Here is a 17,882-nt window from a genome sequence, read left to right as displayed (position 1 = left end):
CCAATGCAAGTTATGAAAAAAACTCTTGCGTTTAAGCAATGGTGCACATTATCCGGTGCCTCTGCACGCCAATTTTTAAACACGTTCCGAAAAGTTATGCGATTCAGTTTTATGATCCTGTTGGTATTTCTGGTCTCCGGCCAATTGCTCTTGGCATCCTCAAGCAAGGGGCAATCGCTCGATAAGATCAATGTCAGGCTGGAAGTAGGTAACGAGACGATAAAATCGGTAATCAAAAAAATTGAAAAACAAACCAATTTGCGGTTTGCATATAAAGACAATGTCCTGTCACCCAACGCCCGTGTTACCCTTTCTTCGCTCGACAAATCGGTAAAGGATATCCTGGACGAACTTTTTGCCAACCGGGGAATTGGGTATAGCCAGATAGACAACAATATTATTTTGTTTAATACCACAACTGCAGGGCCTGCTGCGAGCAACAATGGGCAAATTGAAACAATAACCATAAATGGCAAAGTAACCGACGAAAAAGGCGAACCCCTGCCTGGTGTATCGGTAAGGATAAAAGACACTGATATCGGTGTAGCAACTAATGTTTCAGGCGATTTTACCATTACTGTTCCCAATGCCAATACCGTATTGGTATTTACTTTTTTAGGATTCAGGCCGTTAGAACAGAGTGTTAATGGCAAAACCTTTTTAAAGGTGGCTTTAGTTCCTTTAAGCAAATCGCTCGAAGAGGTGATTATTGTGGGTTATGGCGCGGTAAAAAAGAGGGATCTTACCGGTTCCGTTGTTTCTGTTAAGGGGGATGAGATCACCAAAGTTGCGGCATCAAATCCTATGGAAGCGCTTCAGGGAAAGGTTTCGGGTGTAGATATCGTGCGTACAAGCGGTGCTGCAGGTGCAAATGTAAGCGTAACTGTTCGGGGTAACCGGTCTCTATCTGCAGGTAACGGCCCGCTTTATATAGTCGACGGAATCCAGTACAGCAATTATGAAGATATCAATCAAAACGACATTGCATCAATGGAGTTTTTAAAGGATGCTTCATCAACCGCTATTTATGGTTCGCGCGGAGCAAACGGTGTAATTATAATTACAACAAAAAGAGGCAGCAGCGGGCAACCGAAAGTAGCCGCGGGTTCATATTATGGAATTTCGGATGTCGCAGGCTATCCGGTACCCATGACAGGGTCGCAATATGCAAACCTGAAACGTGAAAGCTTCAGAACTATCGGAACATGGAATTCCCCTGCCGACGATCCGAAAGTTTTTACCAGTGCAGGCGATCTGGCTGCAGTTCAAAGCGGCCTGTCATATTACTGGCCGGGATTTTTACTGCATAAAGGCTCCCAACAGGATTATAACGCCAGCGTTTCCGGTGGTAGTGAAAAAACAAAAGCTTACTTTTCTTTTGATTATTTTAAGGAAAAAGGGTTATACGCTAATGATTACTCAAACAGGTATACCCTGCGGTTAAATATAGATCACCAGTTATTCAAAGCTTTTAAAGTGGGGCTGCAAAGTCAGCTTGCTTATTATGATCAAAACCTTCGAAACGATGGGGTATTATCCATAGCCAATAAAATTATTCCTTATTTTAATCCGTATAATGCAGATGGTAGTATAGCTAAATTTCCGGGTAACGGTAACCAGGCCAATCCTCTTTTTGATGATGATGCATCCCAGTTTGTAAATAAAAACAAGATTACTCATTTGCTTTCAACCGCCTATGCAGAATGGAAGCCAATAAATGGTTTAACCATACGGTCAAATTTAGGTATCACACTATCTGGTTCACGAAACGGCCATTTTGAAAGTGCCAATACTATAAACCGGGCCTTATCTTCAGGGTCATTATCGTCAGTAACCAATTCAAACGAAACTAATTTGCTTTGGGAAAATATTATTACCTGGCAAAAGACAATAGCCAGGCATAGCGTAGTTGTAACGGGTGTTACCAGTTATCAATCAAATGTTATGGACCAATCTGCAGCACAAGGCACCGGACAATTAATACCCGACCAATCTTTCTACGCGCTGCAAAACAATCCGTCTAACTTAAAAATATCAAGTAATTACGTTGGGCAACATTTAACTTCAGGAGCATTACGTTTAAATTATGCGTTTAAAGATAGGTATTTACTAACCCTCACCGGGCGTGCTGATGGTTCATCCGTATTGTCGTCGGGAAATAAATGGGCATTCTTCCCTTCGGCTGCCGCGGCCTGGCGTGTGGTTGATGAGGGATTTATGAAAACCCAAAACGTGTTTTCTGAGTTGAAATTACGTTTAAGCTATGGGGTTGCCGGCAATGCTGCTGTAAGCGCATACCAAACCCAAAGTAAGGCAGTGCTTATTCCATTTTCATGGAACGATATAACCGCGTTAGCATATGGCCTTGACCCCAATATCGGAAACCCTCAATTAAAGTGGGAGTTAACAGGAACCTTAAACGCCGGTATAGATTTCGGAATTTATAAAGACAGGGTTTCGGGCACTATAGATTATTATGATTCGCACACCAGGGATTTGTTATTGCCACAGCAATTACCTGCCTCAACAGGAGCGCAAAGAACATTGGCCAATGTTGGCAAAAGTCGTAATACAGGTATTGAGATTGCACTGAAAACCATTAACATCCAATCAGAAAGCTTTACATGGACATCCAATATCACCTATACACGCAATAAGGAACGCATCACTTATTTACCAAATGGTGTGAACGACCTTGCCAATGGCTGGTTTATAGGCTACCCGGTTGTATCTTTTTACGATTATCAAAAAACAGGTATCTGGCAAACATCTGAAGCCGCCCAGGCTGCAACTTATGGGTACAAGCCAGGTGATATTAAGGTTGCTGATTTAGATAATGACGGAAAGTTTACCACAACATTTGACCGTAAAATACTTGGCTCAGCTGTCCCAAGGTATAGCTTTGGCTTTAGCAACGATTTTAAATATAGGGGCTTCGATTTAAATGTGCAGGTATTTGGACGTATCGGGCAGATGTTCGTATCTCAATACGCATTGAAGTATGAGCCTAATGGAATTGAAAATGGCGCCAATGTAGACTATTGGACGCCGGAAAACCCAACAAACGCCTACCCAAGGCCAAGTGCCAATATCACAAAGGCATCAGAGCCATTTGCTTCAACCTTGGGCTATAAAGATGGTTCGTATGTTAAAATAAGGAACGCAACGCTTGGGTTTACCTTTCCCGCAAGTGTAACTAAACCCATCCATGTGTCTAATTTAAGAATCTATGTGAGCGCCAAAAACTTTGCGACCTTCTCAAAGATAAAAGATTATGATCCGGAAGGCGGTGGTTCATTTGACAGGCCACTTACTAAATTGTTCCTGGCCGGTGTAAACCTTTCTTTTTAACAAATACTAATATCTTAAAAAATATATTATGAAAAATTTACTAAAAAGTTGGGCGCTGCTGCTTATAGCCATTGCCACTTTATTTAGTGCCTGCAGCAAAAAGCTCGAAGAATATAACCCCAGTAACTTAACCGCTACAACGGTTTATACCAAAGCGGTAGGTTTTGAAACATTGGTTAATGCAGCCTATACCTATACCCGGTTTTGGTATGGGAAGGAAGAAGGGTACCTGGCCTCTGAAATGGGAACGGATATCTGGACGAGCGGTACCGGCGACCCATACCCAATGTTTACTCAATATATTAATTTACAAGGCACCGCAGACCCGCTGCCTTTATTGTGGAACAACTTGTATGCCGGTGTAAATTTATGCAATACGGGCATAGCCCAGATTGCTGCCGTTACAGATTATACGGCAGCCCAAAAATTGAACCGCGAAGCCGAGCTGCGTTTTTTAAGAGCATTTTATTACTGGCATATTGTTGAAACCTGGGGCGGTGTAAACTTTACCACCAAACCAACCGCAGGTGCCAATACAGAAGCTAATAAAACACCGGTTGAGACTTTTTATAAGCAGATATTTGAAGATCTTACATTTGCAGTAGCTAACCTGACTCCAACCACCACCGATTATGGACGGGCAACAGTGCCGGTAGCTAAAGCTTTTTTAGCACGGATGTACTTAACCCGGGGTATGAATGCCGAGGCATTTAACATGGCCGATGATGTGATTAAAAACTATAGCTATGTATTGCAGCCTAAATATGCTGATCTGTGGAATATGGGGAACCTGAAAAATAAGGAAGTGATTTGGGCCATTGATTATTCAACCAACCTGGCCAATAATGATCTTACCTCGGCAACATATCCAAACGGGCACTATCGGGGTTCAAACAACGGGCACTTACTATACCTGATGGTTTATGACCAGGTAAATTCAAGCCTGCTCGTCCGTGATATTCCAAACGGAAGGCCGTTTAACAGGTATATGCCCACTTTAGCTTATTTAAACATGTTTGATCAGCAAAATGATTCACGCTATGCCGGCTCCTTTCAGAGTGTTTGGTATGCTAACAAAGCAGGTACTTATAATGGTAATGCTGTTAAAGTTGGCGATACGGTTTGTTATACCCCTAATGCAACTATACCTGCAGCCTCGCAGAGCAGTAAATACGTTACTTATGACCTGTCCAAGGTATATAAATCAAATGGGGTACCTATTCAGCGTAAGTTTTATGTTTCTTTATCGAAATTTAAAGATTCAACACGCGCAAGTGTGGCTGAGGCCCAAAGTGCCCGCGATGTCTTTGTGATCAGGCTGGCCGAGATGTACCTGATTGCTGCCGAAGCAAAATTAAACCTGGGCGACCCGGGAACCGCGGCAACTTATATTAACGTACTCAGGACAAGGGCAGCAAAACCTGGTCATATAGCAGAAATGCAGATCATTCCCGCACAGGTTTCGCTCGATTTTATTTTGGACGAAAGAGCACGTGAGTTGGGCGGCGAACAGTTACGCTGGTTTGATTTGAAGCGGACGGGTAAATTGGCGAGCCGGATCCAGGCTATGAACCCGGACGCCGCAGCCAATTTCAAGCCATATGAATTGGTACGACCCATACCTCAGGGACAAATTGATGCCGTAACCAATAAAGATGTATTTAAACAAAACCCGGGCTATAATTAATTTGAAACGGTATAAAAGGGGATCTGATAAATGATCCCTTTTTATATTTTTTGAGCCTGCTATAAGTATGCAACCGGAGAGAAAAAATTTTGCTAAAAACGATATATGATGTATAGGAGTGGTAATATTAAAATTAAAGGCTTATTATTTATTTGTGTTTTAATAAGCGCGTTGTTGTTGATGTCTTTTCTGATTACTCCCGGCCATACCACCGTATACCTGGCGGGTGATTCAACAATGGCCAATAAGCAGCCAAAGGCATTTCCCGAGACAGGTTGGGGGATGCCTTTCAGCGCTTTTTTTGATAGTACGGTAGTTGTTGACAACCGTGCTCAGAATGGCCGAAGCACCAAAACGTTTATTAGTGAAGGCTTATGGAGTTCTATTATCGGCAGTTTAAAGGAAGGAGATTATGTATTTATACAGTTTGGCCACAATGATGAGGTACCTACTAAAAAGAGCTATATCAATGAGCAGGGGTTCCGGGATAACTTAGCAAGGTTCGTCCGCGAAACCAGAGAAAAAAAAGCAAACCCGGTATTGCTGACACCAGCAGCACGAAGAAAGTTTGATACAACAGGATACATAGTTGGCACACATGAAGTATATTCGGCCATAGTGCGTAAACTGGCAGCAGAACAAAAGGTCCCGCTAATTGATCTGGACAGGGAAAGCCAGGCTTTATTGCAAAAACTCGGACCCGAGGGATCAAAAAAGTTGTTTAATTACCTTACTCCGGGAGAAAGTATTAACTATCCGGAAGGCCGGGCTGATGATACGCACTTTAATGAGTTGGGAGCCCTGAAAATGGCCGAAATAGTTTTAGCAGGCATCCGGTCGTTAAAGCTTGGACTTACCCCGCATATCGCGCATTCAAATGTTAAACCTTTATATGAAAAATAAATTACTGTTCGTTACGCTATTAATTATAAACGGACAGGTTCTTGCGCAACAAAAAAAAGGACTATCCGTAACTGGTGCCAATTATATCTCTAAAGTATGGGTGGCTGATCAGGGTAATGGCACCTATAAAAATCCGGTGATAAATGCCGATTATTCCGATCCTGACGCTATTCGCGTTGGCAACGATTTCTATCTTGTATCTTCAAGCTTTGAAGCAATTCCGGGTTTGCCTGTTTTGCATTCAAAAGATCTGGTTAACTGGAGCATCTTAGGTTACGCGTTATTGAAGCAGCCACCCTTTGATCATTTTGACGTACCGCGGCACGGCGATGGGGTTTGGGCTCCCGCCATCCGCTATTACCATAACGAATTTTATATTTATTATCCTGACCCTGATTTTGGCATTTACGTGGTAAAAGCAAAAAATCCCGCCGGCCCCTGGAGCAAACCCGTTATGGTAATGGAAGGCAAAGGTATAATAGATCCCTGCCCGCTGCTGGATAGCGACGGCAGCATGTACCTTGTGCACGGCTTTGCAGGAAGCCGGGCAGGTATAAAAAGCGTAATCGCTGTAAATAAATTAAATAATGACGGAACCAGGGTAGTTGACGATGGCGTGATTGTTTATGACGGACATGAAATGGACCCTACCATAGAAGGCCCGAAGTTTTATAAGCGTAACGGGTTTTACTACATTTTTGCTCCGGCAGGGGGCGTCCCCACAGGCTGGCAACTGGCGCTGCGTTCAAAAAATATCTATGGGCCATATGAGCGGCGGGTGGTAATGGATCAGGGGAAAAGTAGCATCAATGGCCCGCATCAGGGTGCATGGGTGGATACACCAACCGGAGAAGACTGGTTTCTACATTTTCAGGATAAGGGCGTTTATGGGCGCGTAGTGCATTTACAACCAATGATCTGGAAGGATAACTGGCCTGTTATTGGTGTGGATAAGGATGGTGATGGCAAAGGCGAACCGGTATTAACGTATAAAAAGCCCAATGTTGGTAAAATCTTTCCGGTGAGCACTCCGCAGGAAAGTGACGAATTTAATACCATGTCTCCAGGCTTACAATGGCAATGGATAGCTAACGCGAAGCCCGTATGGATGTTTATGAACACCAATAAAGGCGCTTTGAGGCTTTATAGTTATCAACCCCCAAATGATCCCGCTAACCTGTGGTTTACGCCAAATGTGCTGTTACAAAAGTTTCCGGCTGATGAATTTATGGCTACTGCCAAAATCACCTTCACGCCTAACTTAAAGCTGGAGGGTGAAAAAACGGGACTTACCATTATGGGTTTCAGCTACGCTAATATAGCCATGCAAAGTAAAAAAGATGGCATATACCTGGTATTTACTACTTGTACGGAAGCAGATAAGGGCAAAAAGGAGCTGGAGGAAGTGATTACGAAGCTATCGTCACCAATTGTTTACCTGCGTGTTAAAGTAACGAAGAATGCCGTATGTAACTTCAGCTACAGCACCGATGGAATAGATTATAAAAGTACCGGCAGGCCATTTACGGCCGAGGCAGGCCGTTGGATTGGGGCCAAGATTGGCTTGTTTTGTACACGTACAAGCCAGATCAATGATTCGGGTTATGCTGATGTAGATTGGTTTAGGGTAACGCCTAATAATTAATACGATGTGTGAGCATATATTGGAACCGGTATCCATCAATTGTAAATCAACAATAAATAAAAATAAACGAAGATGATCCGGTTAGTTTATCATCACCAAAATAAATTTGTATGAGAAGTGATCAGCTTATAAAAAGGTGCCTGCTTGTTATTGCCATCCTTGCACAGTGTTCATTGATATTACAGGCTCAAAACAAGCAGCCTTATTCGCAGCGCATGGCACAAACGGTTATGACTATCTGGAAAGACAGCCTGACAACCGGCGACAAGTGGACTTATGACCAGGGCGTGATTTTGAAAGGCATAGAAGGCGTGTGGCAACAAACAGGCGACAAAAGATACTTCACCTATATACAGCAATGTATGGACAGATATGTTACGGCCGACGGCAATATCCGCACCTATCGGCAAGCTGATTATAATATAGATAACGTATTGTGCGGCCGTAATTTGTTGACGTTATATAAAGTGCTGGGTGCCAAAAAATACTATAAAGCGGCAACGTTGCTGCGTGAACAACTGCGGAAACAACCGCGTGTACCACAGGGAGGCTTTTGGCATAAAAACCGTTACCCAAACCAGATGTGGCTGGACGGTTTATATATGGGCGAGCCTTTTTATACTGAATATGCTGCCGCTTTTCATGAAGATACCGCATTTAATGATATAGCCAGGCAATTTATCCTGATGGAAGAAAAGGTCCGCGACACAAAAACCGGGCTGTTGTATCATGGCTGGGACCAAAGTAAAAAAGAACGTTGGGCTAACCCGGAAACTGGTCAGTCGGCTAATTTTTGGGGCCGGGCAATGGGTTGGTATGGGATGGCATTGGTTGATGTGCTTGATTATTTTCCGGCGCAGCATCCCAAACGCGTGGAGTTACTGGCAATACTTAACCGGTTTGCCGAGGCAATTGTTAAATATCAGGATGAAAACTCTGGCTTGTGGTACCAGGTACTTGACAAAAGTGACGCCAAAGGGAATTATCCGGAAGCATCGGCATCATGCATGTTTGTATATACCATGGCAAAAGCGGTGAGGCAGGGATACTTACAACCAAACTATTTACCCGCCATTCAAAAAGGCTACAACGGAATTATCAAAAAGTTTATTGAAACAGATGCAAATGGGCAGTTGAATCTTAACGGCACCGTGAGTGTGTCGGGTCTTGGAGGGAAACCATACCGGGATGGGAGTTACGAGTATTATTTAAGCGAAAAGGTAATAACTAACGATGCTAAAGGTGTCGGCGCATTTATATTAGCCAGTGTTGAGGTAGAGCGCCTGGCCGATGCGCATAGCGGAATGATAAAACAATAATTCTGGTAGTCGAAAAAATCTTATGTATCATAATTATCACTAATTCCATTGCCGATTATAGGAATGGGGTCGCCACTAATATGCTTTAGATTTTTAACTTTGATCCACTATGAAATGGATCACGCGTGCCCGTCCTAAAATTGACCGTATTGCCTGCCCGTGGCTCATAAAACGCTTCATTGATCCTGAAGGTGAAATTATCTACGTCCCGTACGAGGAAGTGCTGGCAAAGGCAGCTGAACTGGATGCTATCCCCTTTGATATTCCCAATGTAGAATATACCCATTACGAAGATCAATGCACCTTTGATTATTTCCTTAAAAAACACCAGTTAAAAGATGCAGCTTTAAATCGACTGGCCTCAATAATCAGGGGCGCGGACACCGACCGTCACGATTTTGCGCCGCAATCAGCCGGGTTGGAAGCGGTATTTTCGGGGTTAAGGCATGATATTGCCGATGATCAGCAACTCCTGGCATTAGGCATGGTGATCTACGACGGACTATACAACTGGGCTAAATACCTCCATAAACAAAAACATACAGACGGGCCTGTTGAACAAAGGCTTATAGAGGTTTACCACCAGTACCTCAAAACTAAAGAAGATAAAAAAGCGCCATCCTGGACAAAGGAACTTAAAGAGATGATCCAGGGCCAGATCGATACCAATATGAGCCTGAGCCTGCAACAGGCGTCTGAAGAGTTGGAAATCAATCCGGCCTATTTATCCAGGGAGTTTTCCAAATATTTTGAGAATATGAGTTTTGGCGATTATATCCGGAAAATGCGGATTGAAAAAGCCATTAACCTGATGTGGACCACCACCCACAGCTTCACAGAAATTGCTTACCTGACCGGCTTTTCTGATCAGGGCCATTTTTCGAGGATTTTTAAACAGCATACGGGGCAAAGCCCTTCGGAGTATAAAAAAAGCCTGGCCAAAAAGTAAAATCTGTCCAAATAGTAAATTTTATTCAAGCTTTTCCTGTAGATTGTTTATAGCGTTGCAACCATAAATTTATATATAGTGTATTCAAAAACCTATTCGAAATTTTATCAGGCTAAAACCTCAAAAATTATACTGTTGATGCTGGCCATGGGGTTATTTTGTCTGCAGCTTCATGCGCAGCAATCCGGCAGCATTTACCTTGATTCCCTGCTCAGCACGGCGGCCCGTAATTATCCGCTGATTAAAGCCAAACGTTTGCAGACCCAGGGATTGCAATATGCCGTTAAATTACAGCAAAACGGCATCATTCCTTCTATAAATGCATCTTACCAGGTAGATTACGCTACTTACAACAATATTACGGGTATGATTTACCCGCAATACATTACACCTATCAGCGGCCCGCCAAGCAAATCAAATGATTATAAAGGCACGCCAGGAAGTGCCGCAGCTCTGAACCTGCAATGGGAGCCTTTTACCTTTGGGCAGCGTGGAGCAACCGTTGAATTGGCCAGGGGGAAACTCAAAAACGGGCAAGCCGACGAAACGCTTACCATTTTTCAGCATAAGATATTTGTGATTAATGCCTGGCTCAATTACCTGCTTACGGCCGACCTGGTTAAAGTTTATCAAAGTAATATCAGCAGGGATGCTTATCACCTGAAACAATCGCAGGCTGTTGTATCAAGCGGGTTAAGGCCCGGAACGGATTCATCTACTTTTCACGCCGAACTGGCTAAAGCACAGATCCAACTCATAGCTTTTGAACGCCGAAGGGATTCATGCCTGATCGTTTTAAAAGAACTTACCGGTGGTAACTTACCCGGTACCCCGGTGGCAGATTCTGCGATGTTTAAGAGCCTGCCTGTTGTTCCACTCAATGCTGATGATACTGAACATCCCGAGCTTAGCTTGCAAAAAACCAATGTACTGACCAATGAGTTAACCCTTAAAACCTACAAAAGAAGCCTTTTGCCTAAACTAACTATCTGGAGCGTGGGTTATGGCCGCGGATCAGGCGTAGCCGCCGATGGGGCGGTTAATAATGGTGATGGGTGGCGTTTTGAGCGGTATAATTATGGTATCGGCGCACAGCTTTCTTTTCCTATCATGGAAGTATTTCGACAGAAACCCTTATTCAAACAGCAGCAACTGAATATTGAGGCCAGCCGGGAGCAGCTTAAACAAACCGAACTTCATTTGAATACTGAGCGGGAAATAGCAGATTCCGCTTTAACTAAGTCCATACAATCTGCCCGCCTGGCCCCGGAAGCATTGAAAGCGGCGCGGTACGCCTACCAGGCAATACAATCCCGCTATCAGTCGGGGCTCATCAGTTATTATGATGTGATCCAATCCCTGCAATTGCTCTACCAATCGGAAGCCTCGGTTAAGATCGCTTATTGGGGAGCCTGGAAATCTTTATTAACTAAGGCCGCTTACCAGGGCAATATAGATCTCTTTTTAAATCAATACGGAAAATGAATATCATCCAGCTTTTATATGGCTCATTAAGAAAACCGGTAACGATCATTGTCGCGGTTATCGCCATCATTTTCTTTTCCGTAATTTCTATTCGCAATATGCCCGTGGATATTTTTCCAAAACTGGGCACCCCAACCATTTATGTAGCACAAACCTATGGCGGCCTGTCTGCCGAGCAATTGGAAGGTTATATCACTTCTTATTATGAATACCACTTTCTGTATGTTACCGGCATCAAATCGGTTGAAAGCAAGACTATACAAGGCGTAACCCTGCTAAAGCTGAACTTTCACGAGGGTACGGATATGGGCCAGGCCACCGGAGAGGTTGTGGCGATGGTGAACCGGGCCAGGGCATTTATGCCACCGGGTACTATATCCCCCTTTGTTACCCGTTTTGACGGTGGCAGCGTACCGGTAGGGCAACTGGTATTCAGCTCAACGCGCTCCCTGTCTGAAGTGCAGGACCTGGCCTTGTTTAAGGTAAGGCCCATGTTCTCAACCCTGCCGGGTGTTTCCGCCCCGCCGCCGTTTGGGGGTAACCAGAGAACCGTACTCATTAAAGCTGATCCTGATAAATTGCGTAGTTACAACGTTACACCCCAGGACCTGGTAACCGCCATTGCCAAGGGGAATGTCATCACCCCATCGGGCAATATTCGTGTGGGCGACCAAACGTTGATCACGCCGCAAAATACGGTTGTGGAAAATATCCAGGACCTGGCTAATATTCCCATTAAAACTGGCAGCGGCCCGGCTGTTTTTGTACATGATGTGGCCGCGGTAGATAATGGGGCGGATATTACATCAGGTTATGCGCTCATTAACGGCAAACGCTCAGTATATATTCCTGTAACCAAAAGGGCCGATGCTTCTACCTGGGATGTGGTTCAGCGGGTTAAAGCGGCATTGCCGGATATGCAGGCTGCCATACCGCCGGATATCAAAGTGAGCTACGAGTTTGACCAATCGGGCTATGTCATCAATTCGATAAAAAGTTTAACTACAGAAGGGGTATTGGGCGCCGTGCTCACCGGCCTGATGGTACTGTTATTCCTGCGCGACTGGAGGGGCTCGCTCATTGTAGTGCTTACTATTCCGCTGGCCTTGTTATCAGCGGTTATTTGTTTGAAATTATTCGGGCAATCCATCAATATCATGACTTTAGGCGGCCTGGCGCTGGCCGTAGGTATTTTGGTAGATGAAGCTACTGTTACCATAGAAAATATCCATCATCACCAGGAAAAAGGCGAGCCGAAAGGCCGGGCGATACTGGAAGCTTCTAAAGAGATAGCATTGCCCAAGTTGTTAATATTGCTATGTATCCTTGCGATATTTTTCCCGGCTTTTTTTATGTCCGGCATTCCTAAAGCGATGTTTTTGCCTTTATCCTTAGCGGTAGGTTTGGCCATGATCGCGTCATTCCTGCTTTCTCAGTCCTTTGTCCCGGTCATGGCCAACTGGCTTTTTAAGGATCATCCGGGCGAAAACGCGAAAGAGGGGGAAAGGATGCGCAAATTTAAAGACCGGCATAGCAGATGGCTGACAAAAGCCGCCACCGCATCTACATTGATTGTTACGCTATACCTGTTGATATCTGTGATTGCCGCGGTTTTATTGTTTAATGTTTTAGGTAAAGAATTATTTCCTAAAGTTGATGCCGGCCAGTTCCAGGTTAGGTTACGCTTAGCCGATGGCACTCGTCTGGAACGTACAGAAACCAAAACCAAAGCATTGCTGGCCCTGATAGATAGTTTATCGGGTGGGCAAAAAATAGCCATTACCTCTGCCTTTATTGGCAACCAGGGCTCGTCATATCCTGTTAATGCTATTCACTTATGGACAAGCGGCCCCCAGGAGGCAGTTCTAAAAGTTAATTTCGTGGAGGATGCAGGCATACATCTCGAAGATTTTAAGGAAACTTTGAGAAAAGAAGTGGCCCTGAAAATGCCCGGTATGCAAATTTCCTTTGAGCCGTCGGACCTGGTAGACCAGGTGATGAGCCAGGGCACCAATACCCCTGTACAGATTAGGATATTGGGTAAAAATTTATTACAGGACAGGGATTTTGCGCAGCGGATCCTGGATCAACTACATAAATTGCCATACCTGCGGGATATTACCTATGGCGCACCTCAAAGTTACCCCGCCATGAAACTGGAGTTTGACCGGGTTAGGTTAGGACAATTAGGCTTAACGGTAGATGACGCAAGTAAATCACTGATCGCGGCCACGTCCTCCAGCAGGTTTACGCAACCTAATTACTGGCTGGATAAAGCTAACGCCACTGCTTACCAGGTGCAAGTTCAGGTGCCCGAGTTTATCATGAATGATCCTGGTAAGGTTGATAATATCCTGTTGGGCTCAAATGGCGGCAAGCAGGTGTTTATGAGGGATGTGGCCAGCTGGAAGATGGGTAGGATAGAAGGGGAGTATGACCGTTTAAACCAAAAGCGTTTTATCACGCTTACGGCTAACCTGCACGGTAAATCGTTAGGCGCGGCCATCGACGATATTGATAAGATTATTGCAGGCTTAGGGAAGTTGCCCGCTGGTATGAAGATCCAGCAGCAAGGCCAGGCAGAAGTGTTTCAGCAAACATTTGATGAACTGCAAATCGGTGTCCTGCTGGCCATTGTCGTGATATTCCTGCTGCTGGTTGTTAATTTCCAATCATTCAGGGTTTCGTTGATCGTGATCGGTATTATACCGGGCGTATTGACCGGGTGTTTTTTACTGCTGTGGCTAACGGGTAAAACCTTAAACATTCAATCTTACATGGGTTGTATTATGGCCATTGGCGTGGCGGTTGCCAATGCTATCCTGTTTATCATCCAGGCGGAAAATTATCGTAAACTAAGAGCCGAAAATTCATTTCTGATCGGAATCAGGGACAGGACAAGGCCAATCCTGATGACCGGCCTTGCAATGATTGCCGGGATGGTCCCGGTGGCATCGGGAATAGGTGAGGGCGGGGATCAGACCGCGCCATTAGGCATAGCCGTGATAGGCGGGTTACTATTCGGGTTGCTCTTAAGCCTGTTGATTTTACCGTTGATCTACCAGGTCTTAACTGGCGACCGTCCGGTTAAGTTAATTTCACTTGATCCCGACGATAAGGAAAGCAAATACTTTACCATTACCGAACCAAACGCATGAAAGCATTACATACATATTTAGGATTAGGCCTGTTGCTGGTACTTGGGGCTTGCGGCAACAATGAAAATAAGACGCCAGTAGCTACGGTGGCGCCGGTAAAACAACCTGTAGAGCTGATTGAACTTAAAGCCGGTAAGGTGAGCAATAAACTCAGCCTCACCGGGGAAATTATTCCAAACGACCGCGCCAATATCTATGCCCGTACAGCCGGTTACGTAAAAGATGTAAAAGCGGACATTGGCAGCACGGTAAGTAAAGGCCAGGTGCTTTGTATCCTGGACGCGCCTGAATTAAAAGCCGGCGAGGCGCAGAGTCGCAGTAACAGCCAGGGAGCTTATTCTAAGTTCCTGTCCAGCAAAAGCATTTACTCGCGGCTGTTAAAAGCATCCAAAACACCCGGCGCCATATCAGATAATGAACTGGATATTGCCCGCAACCAAATGAAAACAGACAGCTCCGCTTATGAAGCTTCCAAAGCTGCTACCCGGGCTAACCATGCATTAGAAGATTACCTCGTTATCCGGTCACCATTTAACGGAGTAGTTACCGCCCGTAATATTTTTAAAGGCGATTATGTGGATAATACCGGTAAGATCCTGCTTTTTACAGTAGAGGATAACTCGTTGTTAAGGATCCAGGTACCGGTACCGGAGGCTTATAATGCCACTAAAATAGAAGATAACCAGGCCTCGTTTACCGTTTCCGCTTTGCCGGGAGTTATATTTAAAGCCAATCTTGCACGGAAATCTGAAGCGATCAGCTCAGATACCCGGAACGAAACATGGGAGTTTAGTTTCCCCAATCAAAAAAAACAGCTTAAGCCCGGTATGTTTGCCCAGATCACCTTAAATGTTGATCGTCCTGATCCTGGCTTTACGGTACCTTACAAGGCTGTTGTAACCACGCAGGAACGCAAGTTTGTGGTGAAACTGGTAAACGGCAAAGCCAATTGGGTAGATGTAAAAACAGGATTTACAGGCAAAGAAAAAGTAGAAATTACCGGTGAGTTGAAAGACGGTGACAAGCTGGTTAAACAAGCTAACGAGGAGATGAAAGAGGGCACAATTCTTCCTGTTAAGCAATAGTTGATTAATGTATTACACCGAGGTTATAAATTAATTCCGGGGTTCCAATCGAAACATTGACAGTAAGCCAATGCAGTGACTCAACAGGGCGGATGTTAGCCGAAAACGGCAACGGAACTGCAATACTTTATTCAAATGATTTTAAAAGTGTAGTCGGTACCGGCCCTATAAAAGACGGTTTAAAAGACGGCGCCTGGAATGGATCATTAAACGATACCTTACGATATGAGGCAACTTATAAAAGCGGCAACGTGATTAAAGGAAACGGCTATGCTAAAAGCGGTAATAAATATCCTTTTAATATGGAATATACTGTCCCTGAATTTATGGGAGGGCTAAACAAATTTGGAAGCTATCTTGCGAAGAGTATAGTATACCCGCCTGAAGCACGCAATCATAATATACAGGGGCGGGCAATCTTAACCTTTACTGTTAACCGGCTGGGTATTCTACATGACATTCACTGCGTACAGGGAAATGAAATCCTGGCCGAAGAAGCTTTGCGTGTAATTCGTTTATCCCCGCCCTGGAAACCCGCCACCAGTTATGGAATTACTGTTGATGCAATTTATTCTGTACCAATAAGTTTTTCCTTGGCTTATGAAAACTAAGCTAATTTTAAATCAATCCTAACACTTTGCTCGTTCTTGCCCTGGTCTCGTCACTCAAAGCCTCGTTACTGGCCAATGACACACCATATGAAGGGATCATCTGTCTGAATTTTTGCTGCCAGGCCTCTGTTTTGACGTGTTTTTTAAAACAGCGTTCGATAAGCTGGATCATAATAGGTACCGAAGTCGAAGCGCCCGGTGAGGCACCTAACAAGGCCGAGATACTACCATCAGCAGAGGTAACCACCTCTGTGCCAAATTCCAGCACACCAGTATGTTTGGCGTCCTTTTTAATAACCTGTACACGCTGACCGGCTATATCCAGGTCCCAATCCCCGGCTTTGGCCGTTGGCATGTAATCTTTAAGTGCGTTAAGCCTGTCGGCAGGCGATTGCATAACCTGAGAAATGAGGTACTTGGTTAAAGGCCAGTTATCGCGCCCTACAGCAAGCAAGGGAAGTATATTGTTTAGTTTAATAGAGCTAAAAAGATCAAGCAATGATCCTTTTTTCAGGAAGCGGGTTGAAAAACCTGCATATGGTCCAAAAAGTAAAGCTCGTTTACCATCAATCATCCGGGTATCCAGGTGCGGAACCGACATTGGAGGCGAACCAACCGATGCTTTACCATAAACTTTAGCTTCATGTTGTTTTACTATATCGGGGTTATTACACACCAGCCACTGGCCGCTTACCGGGAAGCCGCCAAAGCCTTTACTTTCCGGGATCCCTGATTTTTGCAGCAAGGGCAAGGCACCACCACCAGCACCAACAAAAACAAATTTGGCATTCAGTTTTCTTTTATTGCCTGTGTTTTTGTCTTTTACGGTAATTTTCCAGGTGCCGTCGGCATTGCGTTTAATATCCCTTACATCATGATTAAGGCTTATGTTTACGCCCCCTTTTTGTTTAAGCTCGTCTATAAGCGCACTGGTAAGGCTGCCAAAGTTTACATCGGTGCCTATATCCATAAACGTTGCCGATACTTTTTCATCAGGGTCGCGGCCTTCCATCACCAGTGGGATCCATTTCTTTATTTGAGCCTTATCCTCCGAGTATTCCATCCCTTTAAAAAAGTGATGTTTGGTAAGGGCCTGCTGACGTTTTTTTAGATATTCAACGTTTTCTTCGCCCCAAACAAAGCTCATGTGCGGCACTTTACGGATAAAACTTTGCGGGTTATTTAAAAGGCCCTGTTCAATAAGATAAGCCCAAAACTCTTTACTGGTTTCAAACTGCTCGGCAATTTTAATAGCTTTTTTTATTTCAACGGTACCATCGGGAAGCTGGGGGGTGTAGTTTAATTCACAAAATGCCGAGTGACCGGTACCTGCATTGTTCATCGGTGCCGAGCTTTCGGCAGCGATAACATCCAGGCGTTCAAAAATTTCAATCGTCAGATCGGGCTGCAGCTCTTTAAGCATTACACCAAGGGTGGCGCTCATAATACCTGCGCCAATTAAAACCACATCAACTGTTAAATTTGAACCTGTACCGCTATTAGTCATTTTATTATGATATCCTGCATATGCCGCAGTGTTATTTATAACAAGGTAAACCTCGTTTTTTTAAAATTGTTATGATGGTTTAAGTCCTGCCGCTAATTAACCGGCCCGGCAAAATAAATCAGGCAATTTTAAGAAATTTTTATAGAAAAACTGTCCTTTACCTGTCCATTAAATGCAATAAA

General features: G+C 44.3%; 11 protein-coding genes. 10 read left to right on the top strand and 1 reads right to left on the bottom strand.

What is annotated here, in order from left to right; all coding sequences use genetic code 11:
• Positions 1 to 96: 96 nt before the first annotated feature.
• The 10 genes from IEX80_RS03915 to IEX80_RS03870 all read left to right on the top strand — a co-directional run bounded on the left by IEX80_RS03915 (position 97) and on the right by IEX80_RS03870 (position 16,193).
• The gene (locus tag IEX80_RS03915) at positions 97 to 3,351 is read left to right on the top strand and encodes a SusC/RagA family TonB-linked outer membrane protein (RefSeq protein WP_229701505.1); all 3,255 of its coding nucleotides are present in this window, start codon (positions 97 to 99) and stop codon (positions 3,349 to 3,351) included.
• Between the two features lie 28 nt (positions 3,352 to 3,379).
• On the top strand, positions 3,380 to 5,038 hold the full coding sequence (locus tag IEX80_RS03910) for a RagB/SusD family nutrient uptake outer membrane protein (protein WP_112652357.1): 1,659 nt from the start codon (positions 3,380 to 3,382) through the stop codon (positions 5,036 to 5,038).
• Between the two features lie 180 nt (positions 5,039 to 5,218).
• Positions 5,219 to 5,941 (top strand): rhamnogalacturonan acetylesterase, encoded by a 723-nt coding sequence (locus IEX80_RS03905; protein WP_229701504.1) that lies wholly within the window; start codon positions 5,219 to 5,221, stop codon positions 5,939 to 5,941.
• Positions 5,931 to 7,586, top strand: a complete 1,656-nt coding sequence (locus IEX80_RS03900) for a glycoside hydrolase family 43 protein (RefSeq protein WP_176624784.1) — start codon at positions 5,931 to 5,933, stop codon at positions 7,584 to 7,586. Before IEX80_RS03905 ends, IEX80_RS03900 begins: the two co-directional genes overlap by 11 nt.
• A gap of 110 nt (positions 7,587 to 7,696) precedes the next feature.
• Positions 7,697 to 8,905, top strand: coding sequence for a glycoside hydrolase family 88/105 protein (locus IEX80_RS03895; protein WP_188831968.1), 1,209 nt, complete (start codon positions 7,697 to 7,699; stop codon positions 8,903 to 8,905).
• A 109-nt stretch (positions 8,906 to 9,014) separates the two neighbouring features.
• Positions 9,015 to 9,854, top strand: coding sequence for a chromate resistance protein ChrB domain-containing protein (locus tag IEX80_RS03890; protein WP_188831967.1), 840 nt, complete (start codon positions 9,015 to 9,017; stop codon positions 9,852 to 9,854).
• A gap of 78 nt (positions 9,855 to 9,932) precedes the next feature.
• Positions 9,933 to 11,339 (top strand): TolC family protein, encoded by a 1,407-nt coding sequence (locus IEX80_RS03885; RefSeq protein ID WP_188831966.1) that lies wholly within the window; start codon positions 9,933 to 9,935, stop codon positions 11,337 to 11,339.
• Complete coding sequence (locus IEX80_RS03880; RefSeq protein WP_188831965.1) at positions 11,336 to 14,497, top strand: efflux RND transporter permease subunit; 3,162 nt, start codon at positions 11,336 to 11,338, stop codon at positions 14,495 to 14,497. The genes IEX80_RS03885 and IEX80_RS03880 overlap by 4 nt, the downstream gene beginning before the upstream one ends.
• A complete protein-coding gene (locus tag IEX80_RS03875; RefSeq protein WP_188831964.1) occupies positions 14,494 to 15,582 on the top strand; it encodes an efflux RND transporter periplasmic adaptor subunit in 1,089 nt (362 codons plus the stop codon). The genes IEX80_RS03880 and IEX80_RS03875 overlap by 4 nt, the downstream gene beginning before the upstream one ends.
• Positions 15,583 to 15,674: 92 nt before the next feature.
• A complete protein-coding gene (locus tag IEX80_RS03870; RefSeq protein WP_188831963.1) occupies positions 15,675 to 16,193 on the top strand; it encodes an energy transducer TonB in 519 nt (172 codons plus the stop codon).
• A 7-nt stretch (positions 16,194 to 16,200) separates the two neighbouring features.
• Here IEX80_RS03870 and IEX80_RS03865 read toward each other — a convergent pair whose 3' ends face one another.
• Positions 16,201 to 17,700 carry a malate:quinone oxidoreductase gene (locus tag IEX80_RS03865; protein WP_188831962.1) on the bottom strand — a complete coding sequence of 500 codons (1,500 nt, stop codon included), beginning with the start codon at positions 17,698 to 17,700 and terminating at the stop codon, positions 16,201 to 16,203.
• Positions 17,701 to 17,882 lie beyond the last annotated feature (182 nt).

Origin of the sequence: Mucilaginibacter rubeus (assembly GCF_014643835.1) — a bacterium.
Classification (GTDB): Bacteria; Bacteroidota; Bacteroidia; order Sphingobacteriales; family Sphingobacteriaceae; genus Mucilaginibacter; species Mucilaginibacter rubeus.
Note: the sequence above shows the minus strand (reverse complement) of the source record. Positions and strands in the feature narration are given on the sequence as shown.